The organism is Thiobacillus sp. SCUT-2 (assembly GCF_035621355.1).
Lineage (GTDB): Bacteria > Pseudomonadota > Gammaproteobacteria > Burkholderiales > Thiobacillaceae > Thiobacillus > Thiobacillus sedimenti.
On record NZ_CP141769.1, the window covers coordinates 1,503,901 to 1,519,316 of the forward strand.

The 15,416-nt window shown below is 68.9% G+C and carries 17 protein-coding genes; 13 read left to right on the top strand and 4 right to left on the bottom strand.

Features of this window, described 5'->3' with window-relative positions; translation table 11 throughout:
* Positions 1-8 precede the first annotated feature (8 nt).
* The 3 genes from VA613_RS07315 to sohB all read right to left on the bottom strand — a co-directional run bounded on the left by VA613_RS07315 (position 9) and on the right by sohB (position 4,794).
* Entirely contained in the window at positions 9-626 is a 618-nt protein-coding gene (locus VA613_RS07315; protein WP_324781195.1) for a hypothetical protein, read from the bottom strand.
* Positions 623-3,721: a type ISP restriction/modification enzyme gene (locus tag VA613_RS07320; RefSeq protein WP_324781196.1), complete on the bottom strand. Its 3,099-nt coding sequence runs from the start codon at positions 3,719-3,721 to the stop codon at positions 623-625. The genes VA613_RS07315 and VA613_RS07320 overlap by 4 nt, the downstream gene beginning before the upstream one ends.
* A 71-nt stretch (positions 3,722-3,792) precedes the next feature.
* Positions 3,793-4,794 (bottom strand): protease SohB, encoded by a 1,002-nt coding sequence (gene sohB, locus VA613_RS07325; protein ID WP_324778447.1) that lies wholly within the window; start codon positions 4,792-4,794, stop codon positions 3,793-3,795.
* A 147-nt stretch (positions 4,795-4,941) separates the two neighbouring features.
* Between sohB and VA613_RS07330 the strand changes: the two genes are divergently transcribed.
* The 5 genes from VA613_RS07330 (at position 4,942) to VA613_RS07350 (ending at position 9,724) form a co-directional block, all read left to right on the top strand.
* Positions 4,942-5,400, top strand: a complete 459-nt coding sequence (locus tag VA613_RS07330) for a (2Fe-2S)-binding protein (RefSeq protein ID WP_324778448.1) — start codon at positions 4,942-4,944, stop codon at positions 5,398-5,400.
* Between the two features lie 10 nt (positions 5,401-5,410).
* Positions 5,411-7,612 carry a xanthine dehydrogenase family protein molybdopterin-binding subunit gene (locus VA613_RS07335; protein ID WP_324778449.1) on the top strand — a complete coding sequence of 734 codons (2,202 nt, stop codon included), beginning with the start codon at positions 5,411-5,413 and terminating at the stop codon, positions 7,610-7,612.
* A gap of 2 nt (positions 7,613-7,614) precedes the next feature.
* Entirely contained in the window at positions 7,615-8,619 is a 1,005-nt protein-coding gene (locus VA613_RS07340; RefSeq protein ID WP_324778450.1) for an XdhC family protein, read from the top strand.
* A gap of 2 nt (positions 8,620-8,621) precedes the next feature.
* A complete protein-coding gene (locus VA613_RS07345) occupies positions 8,622-9,233 on the top strand; it encodes a nucleotidyltransferase family protein (protein WP_324778451.1) in 612 nt (203 codons plus the stop codon).
* Between the two features lie 152 nt (positions 9,234-9,385).
* On the top strand, positions 9,386-9,724 hold the full coding sequence (locus VA613_RS07350) for an Lpp/OprI family alanine-zipper lipoprotein (RefSeq protein ID WP_324778452.1): 339 nt from the start codon (positions 9,386-9,388) through the stop codon (positions 9,722-9,724).
* Positions 9,725-9,822: 98 nt separating this feature from the next.
* On the opposite strand, the gene VA613_RS07355 is transcribed toward VA613_RS07350, so the two are convergent.
* Positions 9,823-10,389: a L,D-transpeptidase family protein gene (locus VA613_RS07355; RefSeq protein WP_324778453.1), complete on the bottom strand. Its 567-nt coding sequence runs from the start codon at positions 10,387-10,389 to the stop codon at positions 9,823-9,825.
* A gap of 9 nt (positions 10,390-10,398) precedes the next feature.
* On the opposite strand from VA613_RS07355, the gene VA613_RS07360 reads away from it, so the two are divergent.
* The 8 genes from VA613_RS07360 to VA613_RS07395 all read left to right on the top strand — a co-directional run bounded on the left by VA613_RS07360 (position 10,399) and on the right by VA613_RS07395 (position 15,409).
* Complete coding sequence (locus VA613_RS07360; RefSeq protein WP_324778454.1) at positions 10,399-11,514, top strand: L,D-transpeptidase family protein; 1,116 nt, start codon at positions 10,399-10,401, stop codon at positions 11,512-11,514.
* A 116-nt stretch (positions 11,515-11,630) separates the two neighbouring features.
* Positions 11,631-11,852 carry a hypothetical protein gene (locus tag VA613_RS07365; RefSeq protein WP_324778455.1) on the top strand — a complete coding sequence of 74 codons (222 nt, stop codon included), beginning with the start codon at positions 11,631-11,633 and terminating at the stop codon, positions 11,850-11,852.
* Positions 11,853-11,908: 56 nt separating this feature from the next.
* Positions 11,909-12,112: a hypothetical protein gene (locus tag VA613_RS07370; protein WP_324778456.1), complete on the top strand. Its 204-nt coding sequence runs from the start codon at positions 11,909-11,911 to the stop codon at positions 12,110-12,112.
* Positions 12,113-12,128: 16 nt separating this feature from the next.
* A complete protein-coding gene (locus tag VA613_RS07375; protein WP_324778457.1) occupies positions 12,129-12,683 on the top strand; it encodes a lipocalin family protein in 555 nt (184 codons plus the stop codon).
* Between the two features lie 13 nt (positions 12,684-12,696).
* Positions 12,697-13,212, top strand: coding sequence for an O-acetyl-ADP-ribose deacetylase (locus VA613_RS07380; protein WP_324778458.1), 516 nt, complete (start codon positions 12,697-12,699; stop codon positions 13,210-13,212).
* A gap of 42 nt (positions 13,213-13,254) precedes the next feature.
* Positions 13,255-14,328: an FUSC family protein gene (locus tag VA613_RS07385; protein ID WP_324778459.1), complete on the top strand. Its 1,074-nt coding sequence runs from the start codon at positions 13,255-13,257 to the stop codon at positions 14,326-14,328.
* A gap of 11 nt (positions 14,329-14,339) precedes the next feature.
* Complete coding sequence (locus VA613_RS07390; protein WP_324778460.1) at positions 14,340-14,966, top strand: esterase/lipase family protein; 627 nt, start codon at positions 14,340-14,342, stop codon at positions 14,964-14,966.
* A gap of 98 nt (positions 14,967-15,064) precedes the next feature.
* Positions 15,065-15,409, top strand: a complete 345-nt coding sequence (locus VA613_RS07395) for a hypothetical protein (RefSeq protein WP_324778461.1) — start codon at positions 15,065-15,067, stop codon at positions 15,407-15,409.
* Positions 15,410-15,416: the final 7 nt, after the last annotated feature.

Consider the following 15,416-nt stretch of genomic DNA (forward strand, 5'->3'; position numbering starts at 1 on the left):
CCCACCACTCAGCGGCGCATCGTCGCCTTGATGTCGAAGAAGGTTGGGCTGCTTCCGAAAGTAGCTAGGCCGACAATACTGGCGTGCAAGGAAAACTGCACCGAGTTCCTCGACGGATAAAGGGCGAGCGTGCCGGAATAGCGCCGGTTGTAAGCCGTATAGCGGCAACCGGCCAGGGTCACATCCAGTGTCAGCATGTTCGGCGTCAGATAGGGCGCCGCCACGCCCAGCAGCGTGCAGCCGTTCTCGGGACTCGCGCCCTGAACCTTGCCGGCCTTGTCCACCTGGACCACGAGCGGCACCACCCCATGCGCCTCGGCCACCGGCTGGCCCTTCACCGCCGCCTGGTATTGGGCCTGCCCGCGCCAGACCCCGTAAGGCGTCGTGTAATCGAGCGTGATCGAAGCGGCGGATTTGCCGCCAGGGCCGGCGGCAGCGGCATTCTGGCCTGACGCGCCCGGCAGCGTCGGCGCATCACAGGGTTTGTCGGTGTAGACCGTCTTGCCGTTGACGCTGCAGCGGTAGAACGGCTCATCGGCGCTCGCGGACGCCAACGACAGAGCGCCGATCACCGCGCACGCCAACACCATGCTGCGGCGAATCCGGCGGGAGAGGCGCGCGTTCATCGCGCGGCCTCCTGCATCTGCCGCGTGATCTCGACCGTCCGCACGCTCACCGTCGTCACGCGCATCAACAGGTCGATCACCTTGTCCTTGTAAGCAGCGAAGCGGTAGCTGTCGAATTTCTCGCGGATGGTCGGGTCCTTGGGTTTCTTTTCCTTGTACTGGTCGAGTATCCATTCCAGCGCCGAGCGGTTGCCGAGCTTGTAGTCCCAGGCTTCGGGCGGAATGTCGGACAGCGTGGTTTCGCTGTCGAGCTGGATGCGGCCGGCGTCCTTGTCGGCCTTGAGCATCGCCTTGGGCGACTGGCCGGCGGCGCGGGCCTTCTCGTCGGGGATGTCGGTGCGCGTCAGCGCCCAGGGTTCGACGGCCTCGTAGCCGATATGCAGGTCCATCAGCGCCCTGCCCCAGTCGGCCCAGCGCCAGAAGCCGGGGTAGAAGGGGATGCGGGGGAATTCGCGCTTCAGGTTCTGCGCGTACTTCTCGCGGTAGACGGGATCGTGCAGCACCGCGTAGCAGTAGTGGAAAATCGCCTCCTTCGTGATCTTGCGGGCGAGTTTGCCTGTGCCGGTTTCGGGCTTGTAGTGTTCTTTGAATTTGTTTAAGCCCCAGTCTGTTACGTTCTCGATCCGCTGGCCCCCCTCATACCTGTACAAGGGAAGCCCGGACGCAGCGGCAGCTGCGCCAACAAAGTGATAATCGAATACGTTTTCGCACACCAACGCCATGAATGGCTTCTGTGAACCGGCGTCGGTAAAGGCTATTACTCGGTTAGGCGCGTTGCCGTGCTCACCAAACAGTTTGGTCTGCTGATACTGCACTTCAATCAGGCGACCATTGAAGTGCAATGCCTTCTTTATGAAAGGCCGGTATGTGCAGCAAACAACGGTACCCTGTGTGCGCTGATATTGAACTCCGGCGGCAAGATCGCTCTTAACCGCGCGTGTCCACTTAATCTCGTACGTCAGTTCAGAAGCATCCAACGCCTTCTTTCGGTCCTTTGCTCGCTGAACATCGAGGTTGTAGATATCAATTAAAAACGCAGTTTTCGCACGAACCTCTGCCTCGTTCTCTCCGTACACCCACTCGTCGCGACTAGTAGATACGCCGAGCGAGAAGACTTTGAAAATAGCCCTTTCCTGTGACGACTTCGAGGCGAGCTTTGCTTCTTTGGTGATCAACGGCAACAGATCGGTGAAATCATTACTGGCCAGATTGACCCAGTTATGCTTTGCGTCCGGCACCACCTCGTCGAACGCCACGTCGCGGATGCGAGCGTTGTGCAAGAAGGTTAGTTTTTCCTCGGCCGTCTCCATCTCCGGCCGCCGCGCGTAGAAAATCCGGCAGCCCTTCTGCTTGGCGCGCTTGACCATGAAGCTGATGGCGACGCCGGTCTGGATGCCGAACACGTTGTGGGTCGTGCCGGATAGTTTCGGATTCGCGCGCACGTCGCCGCCGAGGTCGACGATGCGGATTTCGTTGAACTCCTTGGCGGCGATGGCGCGGAAGCCGTCGAAGGTGCGGCTGTCGATGAAGCTGCGGTTGGTGATGAAGGCGAGCACGCCGTTTTCGTCCAGCCGGTCGGCCGCCCAGCGGAAGAAGCGCGAATACATGTCGTAGACCTTGGTCTTCTGCGCGGTGCTGGCGGCGATGTAGGTGTCCTTGATGCGCTTGTCGATCTCGGGGTATTCGCGGTTCTTGTTGTTCTCGTTCTCGTTGAGCTGGTTGGCGTTGTAGGGCGGGTTGCCGATGATGACGCTGATGCGGCGGCTGTTCTGGATGCGGATGCGCTTGACGTTGTCGTCCGACACCGAGCCGAACAGGTCGTCCATGTGGCCGGCGTGCTTGCGCAGCGCGTAGGTGTTGTCGAGCGTGTCGACGAAGCACAGGCCGTGGAATTCCTGGTATTCGCCCATGACCTGCGCATAGGTCGCCTCGATGTTCAGGTTGGCGACGTAGTACGGCAGGATCGCGACTTCGTTGGCATGCAGTTCGTGCCGGTACTTGTGCCTGAGCTTGGCGGGCTGGCCGCGGAAGTGCTCGATCAGTTCGCAAACGAAGGTGCCGGTGCCGGTGGCCGGGTCGAGGATGTGCACGTCCTTGTCGACGAGGCTGCGCTTGAAATGGTGCTCGCACAGCCAGTCGGCGCTTTCGATCATGAAGCGTACGATTTCGTTGGGCGTGTACACCACGCCCAGGCGGTCGGCGGCCTTGGGGTTGTAGACCTTGTAGAAGTTCTCGTAGATGGCCTTGAGGAAGGCCTGTTTCTCGTGGTGGGTGTCGATCTCGGCGGCGGCCTTGCGGATGGCGCCGTAATACGCGGCCAGGCCCTTGAGCGTCTGGTGCTTGGTGTTGCCGGTGAAAAAGGTCGCTTCGAGCTTGTGCAGCGCGCAGGCGATGTTGTTGTCCTCGTGGTAGTTGGTGCCGGGGAACACCGCCTGGAACACCTCGCCGGTGAGGATGTGCTGGATCAGCATTTCGCGCACGTCGGCTTCGGTGAGATTCGGGTTGATCGCTTCCTGCGCGTGCTTGAGGAAGTCTTCCGATGCGGTGCGGAAGGCGGCTTGCGTCTTCAGCGACGCCTCGATCATCGCCCGCAGCGATTCGAGCACGGCCGGCAGGTCCACCTTGAATTGCTCGACGGCCTTGCGGAAGGCTTCGATCTCCGGGCGCTCGTAGCCGAAGAAGAGCTTGAGCAGCTTTTCCAGTTGCACCACGTCCTCGACGCCGCAGCGCATGACTTCCTCGCCGTGCTGGATCAGCACCACCTGCTTGGAGTCGTCGAAAAGGATGTTGGTCTTGGGATAGCCGCGCTTGAACTTGTGGGCGATCTCGGCGTCGAGGTCGTCCTTCTCGTCCTTGGCTTCCCAGTAGCCGAAGGGCACGCGCAGCGTGTGGAGCAAGGCGCCGTCGACATAGCGGCGCTCCTTGGTCCTGGTTTCGAGTTCGTATTCGGGGATGAAGGTAAGATCGAGCGAGCGGCCCCAGGCCTTGAGCAAATCCTTGAACGCCTCGCGCACCACGGATTCGCGGTGCGTGCCGGATACCTTCTTCAGCGTGGCGAGTTCGCCGAGGTATTTGTTGATCAGCAGCTGGCTCAATGCCGCTCCCCCCGTATGTGTTATCGGGAGGATTTTCGCACAGCTCGCCGGCCCGCCGCCTTACGGGCCGATCACCCCAGCGGCGAAGGCGGCTGCCAAATCCCGTCCCAAGCCGCCTGCGCCGACATCCTCACCCGCTCCGGCAGCGTCATCTTGCGCTGGTAGCTCACCTGCAGCACCCTGCCCCCCTGGCAGGCGCGGCGGATGACCTCGTCGCTGGTGCCGAGTTCGTCGACCAGGCCCAGCTCCCGCGCCCGGCTGCCGAGCCAGGCTTCGCCGGTGCCGACGGTGTCCATGTCGAGGTGGGCGCGGCGCTCGTGCACGAAGGCGCGGAAGCGTGCGTGGATGTCCTCCAGTTCCTCGCGCAGCTTGGCGCGGCCGGCTTCGGTGTTCTCGCCGAACACGGTGACGGTGCGCTTGAACTGGCCGGCGGTGAACTGCTCCCAGTCGATGTCGCGCGCCTGCAGCCAGCGGTGGAAGTTGGGGATCTGCGCGATGACGCCGATGGAGCCGACCAGCGCAAAGGGTGAAGCGACGATCGTGTCTGCGGTGGCGGCCATGAGGTAGCCGCCGCTGGCGGCGACGGTGTCGACCATCACGGTGAGCGGCAGCCTGGCGTCGCGCAGGCGCAGCAGCTGGGCGGCGGCGAGGCCGTAGCGGTTGACCATGCCGCCGGGGCTCTCCAGCCGCAGCAGCACGTCGTCGCCCGGCCGGGCGACCTGCAGGATCGCGGTGATCTCCTCGCGCAGCGCGACGAAGGCGGAGGCGCGGATGTCGCCCTTGAAGTCGATGAGGTAGCTGCACGGCCCGGCCTCCCCCTGCTGGCGCGCCTTGCGTTCGGCCTTGCGCTGCTTCTGCAGGGCCTTGAGGCCCTTCTTCGACAGCCGCAGCGCCTCGATGCGGTCGCCGGCGGCCTCCAGCTGGCGGTTGACGTCGACCACCTGGATGGCGCCGGGGTGCCTGGCCTTGCGGCGCGACAGGAAGCCGAGCCCGGCGACGAGCGCGAGGGCGGCCAGCACGAGGGTGGCGGCTTCGGCGAGAAACAGCGCGTAGTGCGAGGCGAAACTGTTCATCTGGCGGCCTGTCGAAGTGGCGGATCGAACGCGAGTCTAACCCAGCCGCAAACCGGCCGGCAGGCCAGCATCGGCCTGAAACAAACGCGGCGCATGATCTAGAATCGATTGGATACCGACGACGCATCTTTCCCGAGGAGCCCGCCCATGATCACCCTGAACGTGAACGGCACGCCGCATCAGCTCGACGTCGCCCCCGACACGCCGCTGCTGTGGGCGCTGCGCGACACGCTGCATCTCACCGGCACCAAGTACGGCTGCGGCGAGGCCCTGTGCGGCGCCTGCACGGTGCACGTCGACGGCTCGCCGACGCGCGCGTGCTCGGTCCCGGTGTCGGCCGTGGCCGGCCGCAAGATCACGACCATCGAGGCGGTCGACAGGAACCGCGTCGGCAAGGCGGTGCAGGATGCCTGGCGCAAGCTCGACGTGGTGCAGTGCGGCTACTGCCAGTCGGGCCAGATCATGAGCGCGGTGGCGCTGTTGAGCCAGAACCGCAAGCCCACCGACGCCGACATCGACAACGCGATGTCGGGCAACCTGTGCCGCTGCGCGACCTACATCCGCATCCGCGCGGCGATCCACGAAGCCGCCAGGGCCCTGGCCTAGGAGACGCGCCATGACGACGATCGAAAACCTCAGCCGCCGCCGTTTCATGCAGGGCGGCGCCGGACTCACGCTCGGCTTCTGCCTGCCTGCGCTGGCCGCCCCGGCAGCCGGCCCGGGCAAGGCGGGCGCCGGCGTGGTCGCGCCGATCACGTTCGAGCCCAATGCCTTCCTGCGCATCGGCCCCGACAACAGCGTGACCGTGATCTCCAAGCACCTGGAAATGGGCCAGGGCACCTACACGGGGCTGGCGACGATCCTCGCCGACGAGCTCGACGCCAACTGGAAGACCGTGCGCGTCGAGGGCGCGCCGGCCGACGCCAGCCGCTACAACAACCTGTTCTGGGGCAAGGCGCAGGGCACCGGCGGCAGCACCGCGATCGCCAATTCGTGGGAGCAGCTGCGCCGCGCCGGCGCCGCCGGCCGCGCCATGCTGGTCGCCGCCGCGGCGAAGCAGTGGAACGTGCCGGCCGCCGAGATCGCGGTGCGCGACGGCGTGGTGAGCCATGCGAAGTCGAAGCGCCGCGCGACGTTCGGCCAGCTCGCCGATGCGGCGGCCAAGGAGCCGGTGCCGACGCACGTCACGCTCAAGGACCCGAAGGATTTCCGCCTGATCGGCAAGCAGGTCAAGCGCAAGGACAGCTTCGACAAGACCAACGGCCAGGCGCGCTTCACCCAGGACGTGCAGCTGCCGGGCATGCTGGTCGCCGTGGTGACGCACCCGCCGCGCTTCGGCGCCAGGGTCAAATCCTTCGACGCCGGCCGCGCCAAGGCGGTCAAGGGCGTGGTCGACGTGGTGCAGATCCCGCAGGGCGTCGCCGTGCTCGCCACCGACACCTGGAGCGCCAAGAAGGGCCGCGACGCGCTGGCGGTGAGCTGGGACGAGAGCGGCGCCTTCAAGCTCGGCAGCGAGGAACTCTTCGCGCGCTACCGCGAGATGGCGAAGAAGCCCGGCCTCGTGGCGCACCAGAACGGCGACGCCGAGCGCGCCTTCGGCCAGGCGGCCAAGGTCGTGCGCGCGAGCTACGACTTCCCCTACCTGGCGCACGCGCCGATGGAGCCGCTCAACTGCGTGATCCATCTGCACGACGGCGGCTGCGAGGTGTGGAACGGCGAGCAGAGCCAGACCGGCGACCAGTACGCGCTGGCGCGCTTCTTCGGCATCAAGCCGGAGCGGGTCACGATCCACATGCTCTACGCCGGCGGCAGCTTCGGCCGCCGCGCCTCCAAGGATTCCGACTACGTACTCGAGGCCGCCCACATCGTCAAGGCGATCGGCGGCCGCGCGCCGGTGAAGCTGGTGTGGATGCGCGAGGACGACATGCGCGCCGGCTACTACCGGCCGCTGTTCCACCACGCGCTCGAGGCCGCGATCGACGGCAACGGCAAGCTCGTGGGCTGGCGCCATCGGCTGGTCGGCCAGTCGATCATGGCGGGCTCGCCCTTCGCCGCCGGCATGATCAAGGACGGCATCGACCTCGTCTCGGTCGAGGGCGCGGCCAACCTGCCCTATGCGATTCCCAACATGACGGTCGACCTGCACACGCCCGAGGACATCCCGGTGCCGGTGCTGTGGTGGCGCTCGGTCGGCTCGTCGCACACGGCGTATTCGACCGAGACCTTCGTCGACCAGGTGGCGACGGCGATCGGCCGCGACCCGGTGGCCTTCCGCGTCGAACTGCTCGCCGGGCATCCGCGCCACGCCGGCGTGCTGCTGCTCGCCGCCGAGAAGGCCGGCTGGGGCACGCCGCTCAAGCCGGGCAAGGCCGGTGAGCGGCGCGGCCGCGGCGTCGCGGTGCACGAGTCGTTCAATTCCTATGTCGCCGAGGTGGCCGAGGTGACCGTGGCCCGCGACGGTGCCATCCGGGTCGACCGCATGGTCTGCGCGGTCGACTGCGGCATCGCGGTCAACCCGGACGTCGTGCGCGCGCAGGTCGAGGGCGCGGTCGGCTTCGCGCTGTCGGCCGCGCTGCGCGGCGAGATCACGCTCGACGCGGGCCGCGTCGTGCAGGGCAACTTCGACACCTACCCGCCGCTGCGCATCGCCGAGATGCCCGTGGTCGAGGTGCACATCGTGCCCTCCGGCGCGGCGCCGACCGGCATCGGCGAGCCCGGCGTGCCGCCTGCCGCGCCGGCGGTGGCCAACGCCATCGCCGCCGCCACCGGCAAGCGCCTGACGCGCATGCCCTTCAACCCCGCCGAGCTGGCCGCCTGAGCATGGACAGCCAGGACAGCCAGGTGCTCGGCGCGGTGCGCCGCTGGGCGCAGGCGGGACACCGCTTCGCGCTCGTCACCGTGGCGCGCACCTGGGGCTCGGCGCCGCGCCCGCCCGGCGCCTGGATGGCGCTGCGCGACGACGGCCAGGTGCAGGGCTCGGTGTCGGGCGGCTGCATCGAGGACGACCTGATCGCCCGCATGGCCGCCGGCGAATTCCGCGGCACCCGGCCCTTCGTCCAGCGCTACGGCGTCACCGTCGACGAGGCGCGCCGCTTCGGCCTGCCCTGCGGCGGCACGCTCGAACTCGTGATCGAGCCGGCGCCCGACGCGGCCGCGCTCGACGAGCTCGCGCGCCGCACCGCCGCCGGCGAGCTGGCGCTGCGCACGGTCGACCTCGACCGCGGCACCGTGGCGATCCGCGACGGCTGCCGCAGCGATGCGCTCGCCTGGGACGGCCGCCGGCTCACCACGCTGCATGGCCCGGCGTGGCGGCTGCTGATCATCGGCGCCGGCCAGATCTCGCGCATCCTCGCGTCGATGGCGCAGGCGCTCGACTACCAGGTGTGGGTGTGCGACCCGCGCGTCGAGTACAGCGGCGGCTGGGACGTGGCGGGCGCGACGCTGCTGCCGGGCATGCCCGACAACGCCGTCGTCGACCTCGATCTCGACCCGCGCAGCGCGGTCGTGGCGCTGACGCACGACCCCAAGCTCGACGACATGGCGCTGCTGGAGGCGCTGAAGTCGCCCGCCTTCTACGTCGGCGCGCTCGGCTCGCGCGCCAACAGCGCGCGCCGGCGCGAACGGCTGCGCCAGCATTTCGACCTGTCGGACGCCGAGGTGGCGCGCCTGCACGGGCCGGTGGGCCTGCCGATCGGCAGCCGCACGCCGCCGGAAATCGCCGTGTCGATCCTGGCCGAGATGACGGCCGCCAAGAACGGCGTGCCCGCCGCCGCCCCCGCAACCGAGGCGCCCGCGGCCGATCGCGCGGGCTGCCGGGTCGACTGAGCATGGAAGCGACCGCCCCCCTCGTCGGCATCCTGCTGGCCGCCGGCAGCGGCAGCCGCTTCGGCAGCGACAAACTGCTGCATCCGCTGCCCGACGCGCTGCCGATGGCCATCGCCGCCGCGCGCCGCCTGCGCCCGGCCTGCGACCGTGCGGTGGCCGTGGTGCGCCCCGACGGCGGCCGGCTGGCGGAATGGCTGGTCGACGAAGGCTACGAGGTGGTGACGCGTGCCGCGGTGCGCGACGGCATGGGCCACAGCCTCGCCGCAGGCGTCGGCGCGGCGGCCGATGCGGCGGGCTGGCTCGTCGCGCTGGCCGACATGCCTTTCATCGATCCGGCGAGCCACGCGCGGGTCGCGCAGGCGCTGCGCGGGGGCGCCCGCATCGTGGTGCCCGAGTACCGGGGCCGGAACGGGCATCCGGTCGGTTTCGCGCGCGAATGGGGCAGCCGGCTCGCGGCCCTCGCGGGCGACCAGGGCGCGCGGCGCATCGTGGCGGCGTTTCCGGAGGCGGTCGTGCGCTGCGCGCTGGACGATCCCGGCATCGTCCGCGACGTCGACCGCCCGGCCGACCTGTGCGAGCGGACATGGGAGCACAATGCGGCGCATCCGGGCTGAACCGCTGGCCAGGGAACCAAAATCCGATTTACATTTCTACAGCAGCATCAGGGTTATCGGGCAACCCGCATCCAGACGGGCCGTCCGAGGTAGTGTCGGACCATGGCTTACACCCATGGCAATTCTGGAAACATCACACTCAGGAGAAGAAAATGATGCAAGCACGCTCGTTCAAGACCCAGTCCATCCTGGCAGCCTCGCTGGTTGCCCTCGCCATGCTGGGTGGCTGCGCCACCACCGATGCGATGACCAAGGCCCAGAGCACCGCCGACCAGGCGATGTCGAAGGCCGACGCCGCCGCCACCACCGCCAATTCCGCCAAGGCCGATGCGGCGCAGGCTTCGCAGAAGGCCGACCAGGCCAACGCGACCGCCAACAGCGCCAAGTCCACCGCCGACGAAGCCAAGTCGACCGCCGACGCCGCCAAGGCCGAAGTCGACAAGCTGGCCGAGAAGATCGACCGCATGTTCAAGAAGACGATGCAGAAGTGATGTCGCCGGTGCCGGGGAAGCCAGCCGTCCCGCTTCCCGGCGCCGTCCCCCGGCAGGACGCGCTTCGGCGCCCTGCCGTCTATCGCCCCCGCCGCACGCTAGCGCACCACCACCCGCGTGCCGATGCGGATCCAGCGCCCGAGCCGCCGCATGTCGCGATTGGTGAGCGCGATGCAGCCGTCGGTCCAGTTGACCGCCTGCTGGACGTCCGGATCGCCCCGGCCGACCCCGTGTATCCCCAGCTGCCCCCCGAGCGCGGTGTTCTGCGGTGGCACGCGATGACGCTGCCGCGCGGCCATGATGGCGTCGAACTCGGCCCCGTCGATGGTGCCCTCGAGATAGGCCAGGCGGGCGACGGCCGCCGACGGGTAGTCGAGCCCGTAGAAGATGCCGAAGCGGCTCTCGCGGTCGACCCAGGAGACACGGAAGGTGCCACGCGGCGTGGTTTCGTCGCCACGCCGATGCGCGTCCGCCACCCCGCCGCTGCCGATCGAAATGTTCCGGAAGCGCGCGAGAACCCGGTTTTCGGGGGAGAATACGGTCAGGGTCAGCGCCCCGGTGTCGACCAGGATCCACGCGGCGCCGTCGCCGGCCCGCGCGACGGCGGGACACACCGCGACGACCACCGCGAGCAAGGCGACCCACCCCTGCAAGACCATCCTCATGAACAGCCGATGAAGCACAAGCCCTTTCTTCCCCGCGCGAGCGCGTGGGCACGTCCGATCCACGGTTTGCATGTCTGTTTGCTGCTGCTCCTGTGCGTTGCCCTGCCGGGGCGGGCGGCGACCTTTACGCTGCCGACCGACGGCAGCACCGTCGTCGGCCACCTCCAGGTGGTGACGGCCGATTCCCGCAACACCCTGCTCGACATCGCGCGCCATTATGACCTCGGCTACGACGACATCACGCTCGCCAATCCCGACGTGTCGATCTGGGTGCCCGGCGAGGGCACGCGCATCGTGGTGCCGACCGAGTTCATCCTGCCGCCGCGCCCCTGGGTAGGCATCGTGGTGAACATCCCGCAGCGGCGACTCTACTATTTCCCCCGCCACAAGGCCAAGGAGAAGGCGACGGTGGTGACGGTTCCGCTCGGCATCGCCCGCCCCGGCTGGCCGACGCCGCTGGGCTCGACGAAGATCGTCGCCAAGGAGAAGGACCCGTCCTGGGTCGTTCCGAAGAGCATCCAGGCGGAGCACCGCAGCCAGGGCGAGGCCAACTTCCCCGACTACTTCCCGCCCGGCCCCAACAACCCGATGGGCATGCTCGCGCTCGAAACCGGCTTTCCGGCAATCTTCATCCACGGCACCAACCGTCCCTGGGGCGTGGGCATGCAGGTGAGCCACGGCTGCATGCACCTCTATCCCGAGCACGCGGTCGAACTGTTCTCGCGCGTGCCGGTCGGGACGCCGGTGCGGATCATCAACGATCCGGTGATGGTGGGCGAGCGCGACCACCAGCTCTACCTCAGCGTATCCGCGCCGGTGAACGAGTATCCCGGCGACCAGGAAAGCCTGATGGTGCGGGCGATCGACGCCGTCTATGCGTTCAGGAAGCAGGCGAACACGGCGGAGATCGACTGGGACCGCGCGCGCGAAGCCGTGAAGGCGCAGCGCGTCCTGCCGGTGCCGGTCAGCGTCGGCGCACCGACGCTCGACGAGATCCTCGCCTCGCTCAAGCCCGAGCCCTATGCGTTCGAGCCCTACGGCATCGAGGCCAACGACGCCTTGCCGCCCGGCGCGCCGCGCCCGCCTGCCGCTGCAGGCAGCCCGGAGCCCGCCGCGGCGCCCTGAGCACGCGATGAACGATTCGCCGGAACCGGATCGCCCCGGGCCGGTCCATACCGGTGCCGGCGCCCCGGTGCCCCGTTCCGGGGCGACGACGCGGCGGCCACGACCAAGGAGACTGCATGCGCATGGCCGGCCACTCGCCGTCTGGAAGCTACTCGGAGGGCACGCCTCGCCACACCTGCCCGGCATGCAAGAGACACGGGCTCGTCCGCATCCGCCGGCGCTTCATCGACCGCCTGATCGGCCTTTTCGTGCGCCAGCGCCGCTATCGCTGCACCCATCCCGCATGCCTGTGGGAGGGCAACCTGCGGGAGAAGCGCCGCACGCAGCACCTCGCCTAGGCGCGCAGCACGGCCGGCGATAGCCGCACACCTCGTTCGGATTGGGAGACCTTCGCGTGGATACGTCGTCGCTGTTGTGGGGACTGCTGTTCGGCTCGATCGGACTGGGATTCTTCCTGTACGGCAAGCGCCAGCAGGCCTTCGTGCCGCTGTTGTCCGGCCTCGCCTTGATGGTCTTCCCGTATTTCGTCTCGAGCACGCTCGCGCTCGTCCTGATCGGCGCCGCGCTGGTGGCGCTGCCGTGGCTCGTGCGCGCCTGAAGGAGAAGGACGCGCCGTGTCTCGGCCCCGACCGATCCCGCAGGCCAGGAAGTTTCAACGCTGGGCCGCCCTCGCGCTCGTCGCCCTTGCCGCCTGCGCGCCCGTGCGCACCCCGCTGCCGACGGTGCCGGCGGTCGACCTCGCGCGCTACGCCGGTCGCTGGTATGAAATCGCGCGCCTGCCCAACCGCTTCCAGGCGATGTGCGCCTCCGACACCCAGGCGACCTACCGGCCGGCGGGCGAAGACGTGACCGTGCTCAACCAGTGCCGCACCGCGAGCGGCGAAGTCGAACGCGCGCAGGGCATCGCGCACGTGGTGCCGGGGAGCGGCGGCGCCAAGCTGCGCGTGAGCTTCTTCCGCCCCTTCTACGGCGACTACTGGGTCCTGGCGCTCGACCCGGATTACCGCTGGGTGCTGGTCGGCGAGCCGAGCCGGAAGTATGCCTGGGTGCTGGCGCGCCAGCCGGCGCTGCCGCCCGCGGCGCTCGACGCCCTGCTCGCACGCGCCGCCGCGCTCGGCTTCGACCGCCACGCCTTCATCCGGACGCCGCAATCCGGCGCCGCACGCTGAGCCGGACGCCCGCATGTCCACCCGGCTGCGCGCGCTCCAGGCCGACATCACGACGCTCGACGTCGACGCCATCGTCAATGCGGCCAACCCCACGCTGCTGGGCGGCGGCGGCGTCGACGGCGCGATCCACCGCGCCGCCGGACCGCAGCTGCTGGACGCGTGCCGCACGCTCGGCGGCTGCGCGACGGGCGACGCCAAGCTGACGCCGGGCTACCGCCTGCCGGCGCGCTTCGTGATCCATACCGTCGGCCCGGTCTGGCACGGCGGCGATCGGGGCGAACCCGATCTCCTGGCGTCGTGCTACCGCCGCGCGATCGAAGTCGCCGCCGAACACGGCGTCCGCACGCTGGCTTTTCCGGCGATCAGCACGGGCGTCTACGGCTATCCGTTCGAACCCGCCGCGCGCATCGCCGTCGCCACGGTCCGCGCCGCGACGCAGGCCGCGACCGCGCTCGACGAAGTCATTTTCTGCTGCCATACCGCCGCCGCGCTGGCGACCTACGAGACGCTGCTCGGCGCGCGCGCCTGACGCGCGGCGTCATCCCGCCGCGAATGGCGGTATGCTCCGCCCATGCGAGCGAACCCGCACGAGCCCTCCTTCGGCCGCCGCCTGTGGCTGCACGCGCTGTCGCTGCTGGCCTGGAAGCCGGCGACGCGGCCCTGGCATTTTCCGGTGCTCGCCTCGCTCTGCGTCGGCATTCCGGCACTGACGGGCGTGGCCGTCGGCCGCTTCGATGCCGGCGTGCTGGGGAGCATCGGCGGTCTGGTCATCCTCTACATGCCGCACACGCCGGTGCCGCACCGGATGGTGACGCTGGCCGTCAGCGCGCTCGGCCTCACCGCCTGCTTCGCGCTCGGCGTCGCTACCGGCTTCAATCCCTATCTCTCCGCTGCCACGCTCGGTCTGGTGACGGCCCTGGTGACGCTGGTCACCCGCTACTTCGCGCTGCCGCCGCCGGGAAGCTTCTTCTTCGTGCTGGTGACGGCCGTGGCCGGCACCCTGCCCTTCGACCCGGCGGCGCTGCCGGCGCACGTCGGCCTGTTCGTGCTGGGCGCCATCCAGGCCTGCCTGCTGGCGTTCTTCTACAGCCTGCTGGCCGGCAACCGGGCCCCCGCCGCGCCGCCGCATCGGCCACCCGCGCAGCCGGTCGCCGCACTCGTGCCGGACGTGGCGGTGATCGGCGCCTTCGTCGGCGGCTCGCTGCTGCTGGCGCAGTCGCTGGGCCTGCACAATCCGTACTGGGTGCCGATCTCGTGCGCGGCGATCATGCAGGGCGCGACCTTCCGCGCCGTGTGGCACCGCCAGGTCCACCGCATCGCCGGCACCGCGATCGGCATGGGCCTCACCTGGCTCATCTTCTCGCTGCCGTTCAACGCCTGGGGGCTGGTCGCCGTCATCATGGCGCTCAACTTCCTGGTCGAGTTCCTCGTCGTGCGCCACTACGGCCTCGCCGTCATCTTCATCACGCCGCTGACGGTGCTGCTCGCCGAGGCGTCGGCGATGAACGCCTCGCCCGACCAGCTGGTGCTGGCGCGCATGCTCGACATCGTGCTCGGCAGCGTGATCGGCTTCGTCGGCGGCGGCGTGCTGCATCACCCCGAGCTGCTGCGTGCGCTCGGCCTGCGCCGGCCGCGCGCGGAATAGCCGCGGCGACGATGGACCTGATCCTGATCCACGGCCTGGGCAGGACGCCGCTGTCGCTGCTGCGCCTGCGCCGCCACCTGCGCCGCGCCGGCCATCGCGCGCTGCTGTTCGGCTATTCGCCCACCTTCGAGACCCTGCACGGCGCGACGGCGCGCCTGCTGCGCCGCGTCGAACACCGGATTGGCGGCCGGCGCTACGCACTGGTCGGCCATTCGCTCGGCACCGTGCTGATCCGCCACGCGCTCCGCGGCCTTGCAAGCCATCCGCCCGCCGCCTGCTTCTTTCTCGCCCCGCCGCTCGTCGCGTGCCGGGCGGCGAAATTCTTCACGCGCTTTCGCGCCTTCCGGCTCGCGACCGGCGAGATGGGCCGCCTGCTCGCGGACGACGCGTTCATGGAAGACCTGCCGATGCCGCCCGGCCCGCTGCGGATCTATGCGGGAACCGCCGGGCCGCGCGCCGCGTGGCTGCCGTTCGGCGACGCGCCCAACGACGGCATCCTGAGCGTGGCGGAAGCGACCCGCGACCGACAGGCGCAGGTGCTGCAGGTGCCGGCGCTGCACACCTTCATCATGAATGCGCCGCAGGTCCGCGCGGACATCCTCGCCACGCTGGCGCGGCTCGAGGCGGTGCCAGCGTAGACGAATCGTTCGGCTGGATTTCCGCGCGCGCTCGCCCATAATGGGGATTCGCCCCCGTCCGCATAGCCGCCGGCCCGATGCCGGCACAGGAGTCCGCCATGATCCGCCTGCCGCAAGCCCTGAACGCCTGGGACACCCCGAACTTCCGCGACGTCGCCAAGCAGGAAATCACGCAGCTCGACGCCGGACTGCTGCCGCTGCAGCAGGGGCTGTCGTCCAGCAGCCACGTCACCGAAAGCCCGTTCCATCCGGTGATCCTCGCCAGCCACGCCGATGCCGACCGGATCTCCGTCAAGGCCGGCATCTTCTACACGGGCATCATCGCCGGCTGCAGCTGCGCCGACGATCCCACCCCGATCGACGAGCAGACCGAATACTGCATCGTGCGGTTCGACATCGACCGCACGACCGGCGACGCCACGGTGACGCTGCTGAACGAATAGCGCCGCC